The organism is Geodermatophilus sp. CPCC 205506 (assembly GCF_051383635.1).
GTDB lineage: Bacteria > Actinomycetota > Actinomycetes > Mycobacteriales > Geodermatophilaceae > Geodermatophilus.
The window spans coordinates 75,309-90,040 of the sequence record NZ_JALPKP010000019.1 but is presented as its reverse complement, the minus strand read 5'-3'; the positions used below and the strand labels follow the sequence as shown (position 1 = coordinate 90,040).

At 74.8% G+C, this 14,732-nt stretch carries 14 protein-coding genes; 7 read left to right on the top strand and 7 right to left on the bottom strand.

The genetic code is table 11. The features are described 5' to 3' along the window. On the top strand, positions 1-323 hold a 323-nt coding region (locus MY520_RS13035), incomplete at its 5' end, for a response regulator transcription factor (protein ID WP_436692533.1). Between the two features lie 48 nt (positions 324-371). On the opposite strand, the gene MY520_RS13030 is transcribed toward MY520_RS13035, so the two are convergent. From MY520_RS13030 to MY520_RS13015, 4 genes are all read right to left on the bottom strand, one after another. Beyond that, positions 372-2,054: a DNA repair helicase XPB gene (locus tag MY520_RS13030; protein WP_436692532.1), complete on the bottom strand. Its 1,683-nt coding sequence runs from the start codon at positions 2,052-2,054 to the stop codon at positions 372-374. 105 nt (positions 2,055-2,159) lie between these two features. Beyond that, positions 2,160-3,395: an FAD-dependent oxidoreductase gene (locus MY520_RS13025; RefSeq protein ID WP_436692531.1), complete on the bottom strand. Its 1,236-nt coding sequence runs from the start codon at positions 3,393-3,395 to the stop codon at positions 2,160-2,162. Continuing rightward, entirely contained in the window at positions 3,392-4,249 is an 858-nt protein-coding gene (locus tag MY520_RS13020; protein WP_436692530.1) for a fumarylacetoacetate hydrolase family protein, read from the bottom strand. The genes MY520_RS13025 and MY520_RS13020 overlap by 4 nt, the downstream gene beginning before the upstream one ends. Further along, positions 4,246-5,394, bottom strand: a complete 1,149-nt coding sequence (locus MY520_RS13015) for a cupin domain-containing protein (RefSeq protein WP_436692529.1) — start codon at positions 5,392-5,394, stop codon at positions 4,246-4,248. Before MY520_RS13015 ends, MY520_RS13020 begins: the two co-directional genes overlap by 4 nt. A 170-nt stretch (positions 5,395-5,564) precedes the next feature. On the opposite strand from MY520_RS13015, the gene MY520_RS13010 reads away from it, so the two are divergent. After that, complete coding sequence (locus MY520_RS13010) at positions 5,565-6,341, top strand: IclR family transcriptional regulator (RefSeq protein ID WP_436692528.1); 777 nt, start codon at positions 5,565-5,567, stop codon at positions 6,339-6,341. Positions 6,342-6,348: 7 nt separating this feature from the next. On the opposite strand, the gene MY520_RS13005 is transcribed toward MY520_RS13010, so the two are convergent. After that, the gene (locus tag MY520_RS13005; RefSeq protein ID WP_436692527.1) at positions 6,349-7,632 is read right to left on the bottom strand and encodes a class I SAM-dependent methyltransferase; all 1,284 of its coding nucleotides are present in this window, start codon (positions 7,630-7,632) and stop codon (positions 6,349-6,351) included. A gap of 84 nt (positions 7,633-7,716) precedes the next feature. Further along, a complete protein-coding gene (locus MY520_RS13000; protein ID WP_436692526.1) occupies positions 7,717-9,978 on the bottom strand; it encodes a helicase-associated domain-containing protein in 2,262 nt (753 codons plus the stop codon). A gap of 120 nt (positions 9,979-10,098) precedes the next feature. Here MY520_RS13000 and MY520_RS12995 point away from each other — a divergent pair, with 120 nt between their 5' ends. From MY520_RS12995 to MY520_RS12985, 3 genes are all read left to right on the top strand, one after another. Then, the gene (locus MY520_RS12995; protein ID WP_436692525.1) at positions 10,099-10,626 is read left to right on the top strand and encodes a hypothetical protein; all 528 of its coding nucleotides are present in this window, start codon (positions 10,099-10,101) and stop codon (positions 10,624-10,626) included. Between the two features lie 119 nt (positions 10,627-10,745). Then, positions 10,746-10,964 (top strand): hypothetical protein, encoded by a 219-nt coding sequence (locus tag MY520_RS12990; protein ID WP_436692524.1) that lies wholly within the window; start codon positions 10,746-10,748, stop codon positions 10,962-10,964. Beyond that, a complete protein-coding gene (locus MY520_RS12985; protein ID WP_436692523.1) occupies positions 10,961-12,616 on the top strand; it encodes an AMP-binding protein in 1,656 nt (551 codons plus the stop codon). The genes MY520_RS12990 and MY520_RS12985 overlap by 4 nt, the downstream gene beginning before the upstream one ends. A 97-nt stretch (positions 12,617-12,713) precedes the next feature. Here the strand turns inward: MY520_RS12985 and MY520_RS12980 are convergent, their stop codons facing one another. Then, positions 12,714-13,478 (bottom strand): endonuclease/exonuclease/phosphatase family protein, encoded by a 765-nt coding sequence (locus tag MY520_RS12980; RefSeq protein WP_436692522.1) that lies wholly within the window; start codon positions 13,476-13,478, stop codon positions 12,714-12,716. Positions 13,479-13,553: 75 nt separating this feature from the next. Here MY520_RS12980 and MY520_RS12975 point away from each other — a divergent pair, with 75 nt between their 5' ends. Both MY520_RS12975 and MY520_RS12970 read left to right on the top strand, forming a co-directional pair. After that, complete coding sequence (locus tag MY520_RS12975) at positions 13,554-14,153, top strand: hypothetical protein (protein WP_436692521.1); 600 nt, start codon at positions 13,554-13,556, stop codon at positions 14,151-14,153. Positions 14,154-14,234: 81 nt separating this feature from the next. Beyond that, positions 14,235-14,630 (top strand): cold-shock protein, encoded by a 396-nt coding sequence (locus MY520_RS12970; RefSeq protein WP_436692520.1) that lies wholly within the window; start codon positions 14,235-14,237, stop codon positions 14,628-14,630. Positions 14,631-14,732 lie beyond the last annotated feature (102 nt).

Below are 14,732 nucleotides of genomic sequence, written 5' to 3'. Positions count from 1 at the left end.
GCCCCGCCCGCCGTGCCCTCGGGGAGCAGCGGTGGGCGGCCCGGGTGGCCGAGGGGCGCGCGCTCGACCGGCCGGCGGCAGTGGCGCTGGCGCTCGGCGAGGGGCCGGCACCCGCGGCGCCCGCTGCACCGCCGTCCGGGCCGCTGACCCGCCGCCAGCTGGAGGTCGCCGGCCTGGTGGCGCAGGGGCTGACCGACCGGGAGATCGCCGCCCGGCTGGTCATCTCCCCGCGGACGGCGGAGTCGCACGTGGAGCAGATCCTGGCCCGGCTGGGCTTCCGCTCACGGGCGGAGATCGCCGCCTGGGCCGTGACGCGGCGTTGACCGGAGTCGCCCGGTGACGGGAACCGCCGCCGGGCGACTCCGCTGCGGTCAGGCGCCCTCGTCGACCCAGTCGGGACCGTTGACCTCGCCGGGGCCGGCCAGGTCGGCGGCGTCGACGATCGTGTACGCGTAGCCCTGCTCGGCGAGGAAGCGCTGCCGGTGCGCGGCGTACTCGCTGTCGAGGGTGTCCCGGCTGACCACCGTGTAGAAGTGCGCCTGCCGGCCGTCGGCCTTGGGCCGCAGCACCCGGCCGAGCCGCTGGGCCTCCTCCTGGCGCGAGCCGAAGGTGCCCGACACCTGGACGGCGACCGCCGCCTCGGGCAGGTCGATGGAGAAGTTGGCCACCTTGGAGACGACCAGGGTGCGGATCTCCCCGGCGCGGAAGGCGTCGAAGAGCTTCTCCCGCTCGCGGTTGGTGGTCGAGCCCTGGATCACCGGGGCGTCGAGCGCCCGGCCGAGCTCGTCGAGCTGGTCGAGGTAGGCGCCGATGACCAGCTTCTGCTCGTCGGGGTGCCGCTCGAGCACCCGCCGGATCACCGGCAGCTTCGACGACGCCGTCGCCGCGATCCGGTACCGCTCCTCGGGCTCGGCGACCGCGTATGTCATCCGCTCCTCGTCGTCGAGCGACACCCGCACCTCGATGCACTCGGCCGGGGCGATGTAGCCCTGGGCCTCGATGTCCCGCCACGGCGCGTCGTAGCGCTTGGGCCCGATCAGGGAGAAGACGTCGTCCTCCCGGCCGTCCTCGCGCACCAGCGTGGCGGTGAGGCCGAGCCGGCGTCGGGACTGCAGGTCGGCGGTCAGCCGGAAGATCGGCGCCGGCAGCAGGTGCACCTCGTCGTAGACGATGAGGCCCCAGTCCTGCGCGTCGAACAGGTCCAGGTGCCGGTACTCGCCCTTCCGGCGGGTGGTGATCACCTGGTAGGTCGCGATGGTGACCGGGCGGATCTCCTTGCGCTCGCCGGAGTACTCGCCGATCTCCTCCTCGGTCAGCGAGGTGCGGGCGATCAGCTCCCGCTTCCACTGCCGCCCGGCGACGGTGTTGGTGACCAGGATCAGCGTGGTCGCCTTGGCCTCGGCCATCGCCGCCGCGCCGACCAGCGTCTTGCCGGCGCCGCAGGGCAGGACGACGACGCCGGAGCCGCCGGACCAGAACCCCTCGACGGCCTCCTGCTGGTAGTCGCGCAGGTGCCAGCCGCTCTGGTCGAGCTCGATCGGGTGGGCCTGGCCGTCGACGTAGCCGGCGAGGTCCTCGGCCGGCCAGCCGATCTTGAGCAGCGCCTGCTTGAGCCGCCCGCGCTCCGACGGGTGGACGACGACGCTGTCCGCGTCGATCCGGGCACCGAGCATCGGCGCCACCCGCTTGCTGCGGATGACCTCCTCGAGCACCGCGCGGTCGGAGGTGGCCAGCACCAGCCCGTGCACCGGGTGGTTGGCCAGGGTCAGCCGGCCGAAGCGGTCCATGGTGTCGGCGACGTCGACCAGCAGCGCGTGCGGCACCGGGTAGCGGGAGTAGCGGACCAGCGCGTCGACGACCTGCTCGGCGTCGTGTCCGGCGGCGCGGGCGTTCCACAGCGCGAGCGGGGTGACCCGGTAGGTGTGCACGTGCTCGGGGGAGCGCTCCAGCTCCGCGAACGGCGCGATCGCCGCCCGGCAGTCGCGCGCGAGCGGGTGGTCGACCTCGAGCAGCAGCGTCTTGTCCGACTGGACGATCAGGGGTCCGTCTGTCACGGGAACCTTTCGACAGGCGTCCTGCCGACGGGCGCGGTCAGCAGGGGGACGGGGTCGCGAAGACCTCCGTCACCGTAACCACGCCCGCCGACAGGACCTTCCCGATCAGGCCCGGGCCGGCACCTCGAGCGGCTGCGGCCGGAACATCGGCGGCTCCTGCTCGGGGGTGAGGGCGGTGGGCCCGTACAGCCAGTCCACGAAGCCGTAGTCGTGCACGTCCCGCTGCCGCAGGACGGCGTTGCGCGCCTCCCGCTCCGCGCCGGTGAGGTGCCACAGCTCACCCCACGCGCGGGCAGTGGTCAGGACCCGCCGGCAGTGCTCGGGCCGCACCGCCTGGTAGGCGGCCAGCGCGGCGTCCCAGTCCAGGTCCCCCTCGGCCAGCTGGGCGCCGACGTGCTCGGACAGCACCCAGGCGTCCTCCATCGCCATGACCGCCCCCTGAGCCAGGTACTGCAGCGGCGGGTGGGCGGCGTCCCCGGTGAGCGCGAGGCGACCCTGGACCCAGGTGGTGATCGGGTCGCGGTCGTACATCCGCCACCAGCGGTCCCGCCACATCAGCGGCAGGCCGTCCCGGACCTGCGGGCAGGTGCCGGCGAAGGCGGCGTCCAGCTCGTCGGGGGTGCCCCAGTCCTCCTCGCCGGCGAGCGCCTTCGGCGACCGGAACACCGCCACCTGGTTGAACATCTCGCCCTGCCGCAGCGGGTACTGCACGAAGTGGCAGTGCGGCCCGACGTAGACCACGACGTCGGTCATCGAGACGTCCATCTCGGCGACCTTGTCCACCGGGATCGCGCCGCGGTAGGCCACGTACGCCGAGCTCACCGGCTCGTCGTCGCTGATCGTCTTCCGCGCCACCGAGTACAGGCCGTCGGCGGCGAGCACCACCGGGGCGACCTCCCGGCCACCCCCGTGGACCACCGCGACGCCGTCGTCCACGTGCTCGTACGCGGTCACCGCCGCGCTGGTGACCAGGTCGACGCCGGCCCGCCTGCAGGCGCGCAGCAGCGTGCCGTGCAGGTCGCTGCGGTGGATCACCACGTACGGCGAGCCGTAGCGCTCCCGCGCGTCGGTGAGGTCGAGGCGGGTGAGCACCGTCCCGTCGACGGCGTCCTTCATGACGAGGTTCTCCGGCCGCACGCCGAGGGACAGCACCTCGTCGAGCAGACCCCAGGAGTCGAGGATCCGCGTGCAGTTGGGCGCGATCTGCAGCCCGGCACCGACCTCGCCGAACTCCGCCGCGCGCTCGAGGACGCGGACCCGCAGGCCCTTCCGCGTGAGCGCCAGGGCGTTGGACAGCCCGCCGATGCCGCCGCCGACGACGAGGACGTCGACGTCGCTCACGACGACAGCTCCGCGGCGGCCAGGTCGGCGACGACGGTGTTCTCGCAGCGCCCCAGGCCGCCGATCTCGGTGGTCAGGTGCTGCCCGGCCTCGAGGTAGCGGGCCGGCTTGCGGGCGTGGCCGACGCCGCCGGGGGTGCCGGTGGCGAGAACGTCGCCCGGGCGGAGGGTGATCATCGTGGAGACGTACTCGACCAGGGCGACCGGGTCGAACAGCAGGTCACCGGTGGTGTCCTTCTGCACGGTCTCGCCGTCGATCCTCGTGCTGATCTCCAGCGTGGGCCGGACGCCGCCGGGCAGCTCGTCGGGGGTGACCAGGTAGGGCCCCAGCGGGGTGGTCGCCTCCCAGTTCTTGCCCTGCAGCCACTCGCGGGTGCGGAACTGCCAGTCGCGGCAGGTGACGTCGTTGAGCACGGCGAACCCGGCGATGGCCGCCTCGGCCTCGACCCCGCGGGCCCGGCGGACGGGCGCGCCGATGATCACGGCGAGCTCGCACTCCCAGTCGAACTCGGTGGTCTCCGGGGGCTTGACGATGTCGTCATTGGCCCCGACCAGGGTGTCGGCGTACTTGGAGAACAGCGTCGGGTACTCGGGCAGGTCCCGGCCCATCTCCAGGATGTGCGTGCGGTAGTTGAGCCCGACGCAGACGATCTTGCCGGGGTGCGGCACGACGGGGGCGTAGGCGGCGCCGCGCACCTCGGCCACGCGCTCGGTGGCCGCGGCGGCGCGGTCCTCCCAGCCCGGGGTGGCGAGGAACTCGCCGAGGTCGGCGGCGCCGAGGTCGACGAGGTGGTCCTCGTCCACGCGGACGGCGCGGGTCCGGCCCTCCAGCGTGCGGATGGTGGCCAGCTTCACCGGGCACCCCCGTCGACCGCCGCGCGGTCGAGGTGCAGCGCCTCGAAGATCGGGGTGTCGCTGAACCGGAACAGGTCCAGCGCGCCGGAGTCCGAGTCGCTGGCCGAGGCCTCGGAGCGGACCGACAGCGGCTGCCACGAGGGGGCGACGAACATGTCGCCGCGGGTGACGGTCCACGAGGTCTCCCCGACGGTCACCGTGCCGCTGCCGTCGAAGACCTGGAACACCGACGACCCGGCCTCGCGGCGCGGCGCGGTCTCCGTGCCGCTGCGCACCCGGTGCATCTCGGCGCGGATGGTGGGCAGCACGTCGCCGCCGGTGGTCGGGTTGGTGTAGCGGACGGCGGCGTGGCCGGGCTCCACGGTGCCGGGGTGCCCCTCGTCCTCCAGCTCCAGCTGGTCGGCCAGCGCGGCGTCGGTGTCGGCCCACCGGTAGTTGAGCAGCGGCGTGCCGGGCGTCGAGCCGGGCGCGGACACCGGGCGCAGCCCGGCGTGGCCCCACAGCCGCTGCGAGCGGGACCGCTCCGGGGTGGTGCGCTCCGCGTCGCTGATCGACTCGCGGCCGAACTCGAAGAACTGCGACTCGGTGGCGTACTGGAACGGGATGTCCAGCCCGTCGATCCAGGCCATCGGCTGCTCGGCGGCGTTGTGGTGGGCGTGCCAGTTCCAGCCGGCCTGCGGCAGGAAGTCCCCGCGGTTCATCGGCACCGGGTCGCGGCCCACCACGGTCCACACCCCCTCGCCCTCGACGACGAAGCGGAAGGCGTGCTGGGTGTGCCGGTGCTCCGGGGCGTTCTCGCCCGGCATCAGGTACTGGATCGCCGCCCACAGCGTCGGGGTGGCGTAGGGCTTGCCGCCGAGCGAGGGGTTGGCCAGCGCGATCGCCCGGCGCTCGCCGCCGCGGCCGACCGGCACCAGGTGGCCGGCCCGGTCGGCCAGCCGCAGCAGGTTCTGCCACCGCCAGACGTGCGGCACGGCGCGCGACCGCGGGTGCAGCGGCATCAGGTCGCCGATCTCGGTCCACAGCGGCACGAGCAGCTCCTGCTCGAACCCGCGGTAGAGCTCCTCCAGCTCGGCGCTGGGGGTCGGCTGGTCGGGCGCGTCGAGAGCGGTCAGCCGGACCGGCGAGGCCACGTTCTGCGTCATGGCGGCGTTCCTTCCGTGCGGTGCGTTCAGTGGACCGAGGACGGCGGTCGGCGGGTGGAGGCACCCGCGGGCCCTGCGGCGTGGGTACCCACACCGCGGCGGATGACCGCGCGGACCGTCATGGATGTACGGTCGCGCGCGTTCTGCTGGCGGTGGTACATCATTCTGGTGTGAAGAACGCACCGGCCTACGCCATCGCCAGCGTCGACCACGCCCTGCAGCTGGCGACGGCGCTGCAGGTGGAGGGGTCCCTGAGCGTCAGCGAGGCCGCGGCCCGGCTCGGGGTCGCCCGCTCGACGGCGCACCGGCTGCTGTCGATGCTCGTCTACCGCGACTTCGCCGTGCAGGACGACTCCCGGCGCTACGTCGCGGGGCCGGTGCTCTCCCTCGGTGCCCGGTCGCAGTCGCGGACCGCGCTGCTGCGCACCATCGCCATGCCGCACCTCCAGGTGCTCGTGGAGCGGGTCGACGAGACCGCCAACCTGCAGATCCTCGCCGGCGACCACGTGCGCTTCATCGCGTCGGTGGAGTGCAGTCAGGCGCTGCGCGTGGGCGACCGCGAGGGCATGGTCTTCCCCGCGCACCTGGTGTCCGGCGGCAAGCTCATGCTCGCCGACCTGCCCGACGCCCAGCTCGAGGCCTTCTACGCCGAGGAGAAGTGGGTCGACCGCCCGGGGGAGCGGCCCGACCTGGCCGCGTTGCGCAAGGACCTGCGCGTGGTCCGGGAACGGGGGTTCGCGATCAACGCCGGGCGCACCGAGACGGGGCTCACCGCGATCGGGCGGGCCGTCCGGTTGCCGGGTGAGCCGGCCGAGGCGGCGGTCTCGGTGTCGATGCCCACGGTCCGCTTCTCCGAGAGCCGGCTGCCCCAGCTGGTGGCCGCGCTGGCGCTCACCGCCCGGGACGTCGAGCAGGACCTGGCCCGCGCGCTGGCCGGAGGCGGCTGACCGACCCTCAGACCCAGTCGCGGCGGCGCATCGGCGGCGGGTCCCCGCCCGGGCGCTGCACCAGCACCTGGTTCACGCCCAGCTTCCCGGCCTCGAACGCCAGGGCGCTGGCCGCCATGTACAGCCGCCACACCCGCGCCCGGCCGGGGCCGGCCAGCGACACCGCGGCGTCCCAGTGCTTCTCCAGGCGCTCCACCCAGGCCCGCAGGGTGAGCGCGTAGTGCCGGCGCAGCGCCTCGACGTCGAGGACCTCCAGCCCGCCGTCCTCCAGCGCCGAGACGGTGCCGGCCAGGTCGAGCAGCTCGCCGTCGGGGAAGACGAACCGGGTGATGAAGGTGTCGGGGTCCCAGCCGGGCGAGCCGGCGTTCCACGCGATCGCGTGGTTGAGCAGCCGGCCGCCGGGGCGCAGCAGCGCGTGCAGGGTCCGGACGTACCCGGCCATCCCCGCGGCGCCGACGTGCTCGGCCATCCCGATCGAGGCCACCGCGTCGTAGGGCCCGTCGGGCACGTCGCGGTAGTCCTGGACCCGGATCTCCACGCGGTCGGCCAGGCCCGCCTCGGCCACGCGGCGCCGGGCCAGCTCGGCCTGCGCGGCGGAGAGGGTGATCCCGACCACGTGGGCGCCGTACCGCTGCGCCGCGTGCAGGGCCAGGCTGCCCCAGCCGCAGCCGACGTCCAGCAGCCGCGCGCCGGGGACCAGCCCGAGCTTGCGGCAGACCAGGTCGAGCTTGGCCTCCTGGGCGGCGTCCAGGCCGGTGGCCGGCGACTCCCAGACGGCGCACGAGTAGACCATCGACGAGCCCAGCACGAGGGCGTAGAAGTCGTTGGAGACGTCGTAGTGGTGGGCGATCGCGGCCGCGTCCCGCGCGCGGGAGTGCCGGCGTCCGAAGCGGCGCAGGCGCACCTCCTCCGGCGGCGGGGCCGGCTCGGGCCCGAGGGCGCCCAGCCGCGCCGCCGTGCGCACCAGACCGAGCCGGTCGCGCAGGGTCGGCGCCGGGGGCGGACCGGCGACCGCGAGCCGGCCGGCCGACGTCAGCGCCGACAGCGTGGCGAAGACGTCGCCCTCGATCTCCAGTTCCCCGGCCACGTAGGCGCGGCCCAGGCCCAGCTCACCGGGCGCCCAGACCAGCCGGCGCAGCGCCCGCGGCGTGCGGACGCCGATCACCGGGGCGCCCTCCGGGCCGGCGACGGTGCCGTCCCAGGCACGCAGCCGCACGGGCGCCTCCTCGACGCCCAGCACGCTCCGCACCGCCACTGCGAGCAGGGCGGCGACACTCTCCTCGCTCTCCATGACCTGGTCGTCCTCGTCTCGGGGCAGGTTCCGAGCCGGAGACTGGTCCGCCGCGCTGCTCGCGGCAAGCGGTTCGGGCGCGACTCACGACGGGGGCAGCGGGTCCTCGTCGTCGTCGACCAGGGCGACCGAGGTGATGCGGTGAACCGCGAAGGTGCGGCTCTCGCCGCGCCGCTCGTCGTACCCCTGGAGGAAGCCACCGGCCAGCGAGACCGGCTGCACCACGCGCTGGCTGCCGCTGCCCTGCGCGTCGACGTAGCCCAGCCACACCGGCACGCCCTCCCGGACGGCGCGGGAGAGCAGCTCGAGGGTGCCGGCGGTGGTCACCCCCGGCACCTGGCGGACCGCCTCCCCCCGGCGGGCGGCCAGGGCGGCGTCGCCGGCGCGGATCTCCCTCACCGTGGCGGACAGCTCCTCGCCGGTGAGTGGTCGCGGGAGCTGCGCCGGAGCGGAGCCGGGACGGCGCCCCGCGGCCCGCGGCCGCGCCGGTGGCCGGGTGAGGACGGCGCCGCCCGGCGACTCGCCGGCCGGTGCGTAGCCCGCCTCGCGCAGCACGGTGAGCACCTCGTCGGCGCCCAGGCCGCTGACCAGCACGCCCGGGGCGAGCCGGCGCAGTTCGGCGCCGGCCGTGCGCCGGTCGTTGAGCACCTGCGACAGCAGCCCGTGGTCGTCGGAGCGCACGTAGCTCTCGATCGCGCCCACCCGCAGCCGGCCGTGCTGTCGGGCGACGTCGTCGACCAGGTAGTCCAGTGCCTGGGGCACCGGGGTCCGCGACGCGCGGGCGAAGAAGTCGTGCAGGTCGGTCGCCGACCAGCCGGAGTCCAGCGCGCGGCGCACGCTGGCCTCCGACACCCGGAACACCGTCGCCCCGCCGGAGGACTCGATGTCGGCGACGACGGCGAGGGTGTCGGCGAGCTCGGCGACCAGCGGACCGGGGGCGATCAGCGAGAGGTCGGGCTGGGCGAGCACGTGGTCGACCGGCTGCGGGAGCAGCCCCGCCATGCCGTCCGCCGCGCCGTCCTCGCCGGCGGCGAGCAGGCCGCGTCCGCCGGTGGACAGCACCCCGCCGACCAGCACGCCCAGCCGGGCGGCCTCGGCCAGCAGGTCGGGGACCGGCGCCAGCCGGTCGGCCCGCCGGGGGGTGCGCCAGCGCAGCAGCGCCACGAGGTCCTCGGACGCCAGGCCGGTGCCCCGCGGGTACTCGGCCAGCGCGGTCAGGGCGGAGCGGCGGATGGCCGGCGCGGTGTGCCGCACCAGGTCGGGGGAGAGGGCGTTGACCGCCTTGCCCGCTACGTCGCGCTGCCCGGCCAGGGACGGCAGCCGGACCGCGTCCAGCCAGCCGCCGGCCAGCGTCGCCCATCGGGCGGGCAGGTCCTGCTCCCGCCACAGGTCGAAGGAGCGGGTGGGCAGCCACTCGTCCCGGTGCGGGCCGCCCACGTCGAGCAGGCCGGCGACGTGCGCCAGCTCCAGCAGCCAGCCGGCCTCCGGCTCGGTCACGTGCAGCGCGCGGGCCAGGCGTTTCTGGTCGCGGACGCCGATGCCGCCGCTGCGCAGCAGCCCGGCCGGCTCCTCCTCGAGCAGCACCAGCAGCTCGCCGACCCGCCCGATCGACTCCAGCGCGGCTCCGGCCGCCTGCCGGTCGACCACCGCCGCGTCGCGCTCGACGACCGCCGGCGCGGGGCGCAACCGCGGCGGGCCGTAGGGCCGGTCGCCGCGCAGCAGCAGCCCGACCTCCCGGGGCAGTTCCACGTTGAGCGCGTCGATGCGGGCGAGCAGGCCGCGCTGCAGCAGCCGGCGGGCCGGGGACGCGCCGTTGCCGGTGGTGTCGGGCAGGTGCCCGACCGGCCGGTCGCCGGCCAGCCGCTCCAGGACCTCGCGCTCCTCGGCGGTCAGCTCGCCGACGGCGGCGGGCAGGTCGCCGGGGAGGGTCAGCCGCAGGTCGACGGCGCGCCGGCCGAGCCCGGCGGGGTACCGGACGGCGCGGCGCACCGGGTCGGGGGCGTGCAGCACCTCGTCGCCCCACAGCAGCGCCCGGGTGGCCAGCCGCTCCAGCGCGGCCCCGAGCACCTCGTCGGACAGCTCGGGCAGCGCCGCGGGGAGGTCGGCGGCGTCCACGCCGTGGGTGCCGGCCAGCAGGACGACGTCGAGCACCTGCAGTGTCGCGGCGTCCAGCTCGTCGAGGGCACGGTCCACCGAGACCGGCACCGCCAGGCGGCTGGCCAGCGCGACGACGTCCGACGGGGCCGGCCGGGCCACGTCGGGGCGGGCCGCCAGGAGCGCGCCCAGCTGCTCGTCGCTGCGGGTGCGCAGCCAGGCAGCCAGGGTGGCGGGGCGTTCGGCAGGCATCCGGTCCACGCTACGTCGTCGCCGCCGGGTCCCGCCGTCGCCGGCGGGACCGGGTGCTCCCGCCGTCGTCGCGGCGACCCCGTGGCGCCGCGAGCGGGGCCGCTGGGCCAGCATGATCGCGTGCACCCGGCCGCCGACGACCCGCAGACCGCCAGCGCGCTGACCGGTTACCAGGCCGGGGCGCTGCGCTGGCTGGCCGGGGGCGTCATCGCCGTCGTCCTCGGGGTGCTGCTGGGGGCCGCGCTCGTGGCGATCGCCGGCAGTTCCGGACGGCGGGTGCCCGGGCTGGGCCTGCTCGTCGTCGTGCTGGTCGTCGCCGGGATCGTCGCGGCCGTCGCCGGGACCGGCGCCCTGGTCCGGCACCGCCGCTGGCACCGGGCGCTGCGCACGGTGCCGTGGCAGACCGGCGTGCTGCGGATCGCCGGACCGGCGGTCCTCTCCTTCGAGCCCGAGGGCTACGACGAGTGGAACCCGCTGGACGCGCCGGTGCGGCTGCGTCTGGTCAGCACCTCGGTCTGGCGGACCCGCGCCGTCCAGCAGCTCAACGGCGCGGTCGTGCGCGCGGCGCCGGTCGGCCCGCGGGAGTGGGTGCTCACCGCCGAGGGCGTGCCGACCGTCTACGGGGCTCGCGTGCCGCACCGGCGCTGACCCGCGGGGGCGACGGAGGGGCGTAGTGCGTGCGTTCCGGGTATGCCGTCCGAGAAGATGAGCGCCGACGCGGGCACCGCGCGGTGCACCGCACAGAGGACACGGAGGCGAACGGCGACATGGCCAAGCGGAAGACCAAGCACGCGCACCTGGTGGAGCCCACCTGGGGGCAGTCGGACACCGGCGGCCCGCCGCTGACCGAGTTCACCGCCGAGCCGGCCGGCCCGCTCAACCCCTTCGGTGAGGACCACCAGTTCCCGCTGCCGCCCAACCGCCTCCGCTACGCGCACCCGACCGACAAGCCCAACCGGGCCGGCGTGATGGCGGGCGAGCGGTGACGTCGCCCGCGCTGCCGTCCTACAGCAACGGGACCTCGACCGTTCCGCTGCTGGGCGACACCATCGGGGCCAACCTCGACCGGGCGGCGGCGCGGGTGGGCGACTCCGAGGCACTCGTCGAGTGCGCCACGGGTCGCCGGTTCACCTATCCGCAGTTCTTAGCGGAGGTGGACGCGGTCGCCCTGGGGCTGGACGCCCGGGGGGTGGCCAAGGGCGACCGGGTCGGCATCTGGGCGCCCAACTGCGCGGAGTGGGCGTTCGTCCAGTACGCGACCGCCAAGCTCGGCGCGATCCTGGTCAACATCAACCCGGCCTACCGCACCCACGAGCTGGCCTACGTGCTGAAGCAGGCCGGCATCTCGGTGCTGGTGTCCGCGCCGGAGTTCAAGACCAGCGACTACCGGGCGATGGTGGGCGAGGTCCGCGGCGAGTGCCCCGAGCTGCGCGAGGTGGTCTTCCTCGGCTCTGCGGAGTGGGAGCAGCTGGTCGCCACCGGCCGGGCCGGCGACCGCGAGCTGCTGGTCCGCCGCGAGGCGGAGCTGTCGGCCGACGACCCGATCAACATCCAGTACACGTCGGGGACGACGGGCTTCCCCAAGGGCGCCACGCTCACCCACCACAACCTGCTCAACAACGGGTTCTTCGTCGGCGAGGGCTGCGGCTACACCGAGGCCGACCGGATCTGCATCCCGGTGCCCTACTACCACTGCTTCGGCATGGGGATGGGCAACCTCGCGGCCACCAGCCACGGCGCGACCATGGTCATCCCCGCACCCGGGTTCGACCCGGCGCTCACGCTGCAGGCGGTCGCCGACGAGCGGTGCACGTCGCTGTACGGCGTCCCGACGATGTTCATCGCCGAGCTGGCGCTGCCCGACTTCGCCACGTACGACCTGTCGTCGCTGCGCACCGGGATCATGGCCGGCTCGCCGTGCCCGGTGGAGGTGATGAAGCGGGTGGTCGCCGAGATGGGCATGACCGAGGTGACCATCTGCTACGGCATGACCGAGACCTCCCCGGTCTCCACCCAGACCGGCGCCGACGACGACCTCGACCGGCGCACCTCCACCGTCGGCCGGGTGCACCCGCACCTCGAGGTGAAGATCGTCGACCCCGAGACCGGGCTGACCGTGCCGCGCGGGACGCCGGGGGAGTTCTGCACCCGCGGCTACTCGGTGATGCTGGGTTACTGGGAGCAGCCGGAGAAGACCGCGGAGGTCATCGACGCCGCGCGCTGGATGCACACCGGCGACCTGGCGGTGATGGACGGCGAGGGCTACCTCAACATCGTCGGCCGGATCAAGGACATGGTGATCCGCGGCGGGGAGAACGTGTACCCGCGCGAGGTCGAGGAGTTCCTCTACACCCATCCCGACGTCGTCGACGCCCAGGTCATCGGCGTCCCCGACGAGCGCTACGGCGAGGAGCTCATGGCCTGGGTGCGGCTGCGGCCCGGCGCCGAGCCGCTGACCGCCGAGGCGCTGCGGGAGTTCTGCTCCGGCAAGCTCGCCCACTACAAGATCCCCCGCTACGTGAAGATCGTCGACGCCTTCCCGATGACGGTCACCGGCAAGGTCCGCAAGGTCGAGATGCGCGAGGTGTCGGTCGAGGAACTGGGCCTGCAGGCCGCCGCCGCCGTCCGCAACGCCTGACCGGCCCACCGCCTCGTACAGGTATTGGAAGCGATTCCCACGTCCCGGGCCCGGATACGCGGGTATGGCTTCCTAAACCGCGCGGGCGCCCGGGCGGTCAGACCCGGCAGGGGACGACGAGGGCGCGGTGGTCCGACAGCGGCAGCCGCACCGCCTCGGCGGCGCCGGTCGCGGCGATCGGGCCGCGGGCGAGCACGTGGTCCAGCTGGCGGGCGGGGGCGTCCAGCGGGAACGTCGGCGCCGTCCCCAGCGGCTGCAGTCCGCTCAGCCGCACGGCCTGCCCGCGCTCCATGTTGAGGTCACCCATGAGCACCAGCGGCTCGCGGGTCCCGGTCAGCGAGCGCACCAGCTTCGACAGCTGCAGCGCGTTCCAGCCGGGGATGAACGACAGGTGGGTGTTGGCCACCGTGAACTGCCCCGCCGGCCCCTCCAGGACGGCGGCGACGGCGACCCGCGGCTCGTCGCCGACCAGCTTCGGCCGCGACGCGCCCCGGAACCACACCGGCACCCGGCTGCGCAGCGCCGGCAGCCGGACGACGCGCCACGACACCACCGGATAGCGGGACAGCAGCGCGATCCCGTAGGTCGCCGACCCGGGCTGCTCGTCGCCGGTGGCCGCCATCCAGGTGCCGCCCGGCGTGCCGTGCAGCGCCGCCACGAACTGCGAGTCGACCGCGCCCATGGCCTCGGCGGCGACCGCGGTGAGGTCGGCGCCCATCGACCGCGGCTGGTCCCGGTCGACCTCCTGCAGGCCCAGGACGTCGGCGTCGAGGGTCTTCACGGCGGCGGCGAGGCGCTCGACGTCGACTCGGTCGTCGACGGGGGAGCGGCCGTGGAGGATGTTGAAGGTCGCGATCCGCACGCAGGTCCAGTGCCCCGACCGGCGCCGTCCACACGGGCACGTTCCGAGCACGGCGCGCCGGGTAGCAGCTAGCGCGTGCAGCCATCGGACCGGGACGAGATCCGTGACCTCCTCAAGCGCGTCGCCGTCGCCCTCAAGCAGGGCGACGTCCCCTTCGCACTGTGCGGTGGCTACGCGGCGTGGGTGCGCGGAGCGCCCGAGCCCGACCACGACGCGGACTTCCTCGTCCCGGCCGCGGAGAGCGAGCGGGCGGCCAAGGTGCTGGCCGAGGCCGGCCTGGAGGTCGTCGACCCGGCCGAGGACTGGCTGACCAAGGTGGTGCAGGGCAACTCGTTCGTCGACGTCCTCTGGCGCACCTGCGGCGTCCCGGTGGAGAACGACCTCATCGACCGCGCCGAGGAACTGCCGGTGCTCTCGGTGCACATGCCCGTCCTCGAGGCCACCGACATCGTCGTCACCAAGCTGATGGCCCTCGACGAGCACTACTGCGACTACTCCCGGCTGCTGCCGGTGGCCCGCGCGCTGCGCGAGCAGGTGGACTGGGAACGGGTCCGTCGCGACGTCGAGGGCAACGACTTCGCCGCGGTGTTCCTGGTGCTCCTCGACCGCCTCGGGGTGGTGGAGCAGCCGGTCGACGAGGAGGACGCCGGCCGGGTCGGCGCGGGCCACGACTAACCTGTGGGTCAGCGCGGCGCCGTGCCGCGCCGTCCTCCCGGCCCGGTGCCGGGCCCGTCCGCGACCGACTGAGGGATCAACGTGCCCACCGGCAGAGTCAAGTGGTTCAACCCGGAGAAGGGTTTCGGCTTCCTCTCGCGGGAGGACGGGCCCGACGTCTTCGTGCACAAGGACGCCCTGCCGACGGGTACCAGCGAGCTCAAGCCGGGCCAGCGGGTGGAGTTCGGCATCGTCGCCGGCCGGCGGGGCGACCAGGCGCTGCAGGTGCGGGTGCTCGACCCGCTGCCCTCGGTGACCGCGGCGCACGCGGCGGCGACCCGCAAGAAGCCCGACGAGCTGGTCCCGATCATCGAGGACCTCATCAAGCTGCTCGACGACGTCTCCAACGGCCTGCGCCGCGGGCGGTACCCGGACAAGCCGGTGGCCCGCAAGGTCGCCTCGGTCCTGCGCGCGGTGGCCACCGACCTGGAGCACTGAAGGACCACCCTTCCCCCCGCGCCTCGCAAGCTCGGCGCGGGCCCCTGAAGGGTGGCCGCCCCTGGCCCCCCACCGCTCGCAGGCTCGCGGTGGGACCCTGCG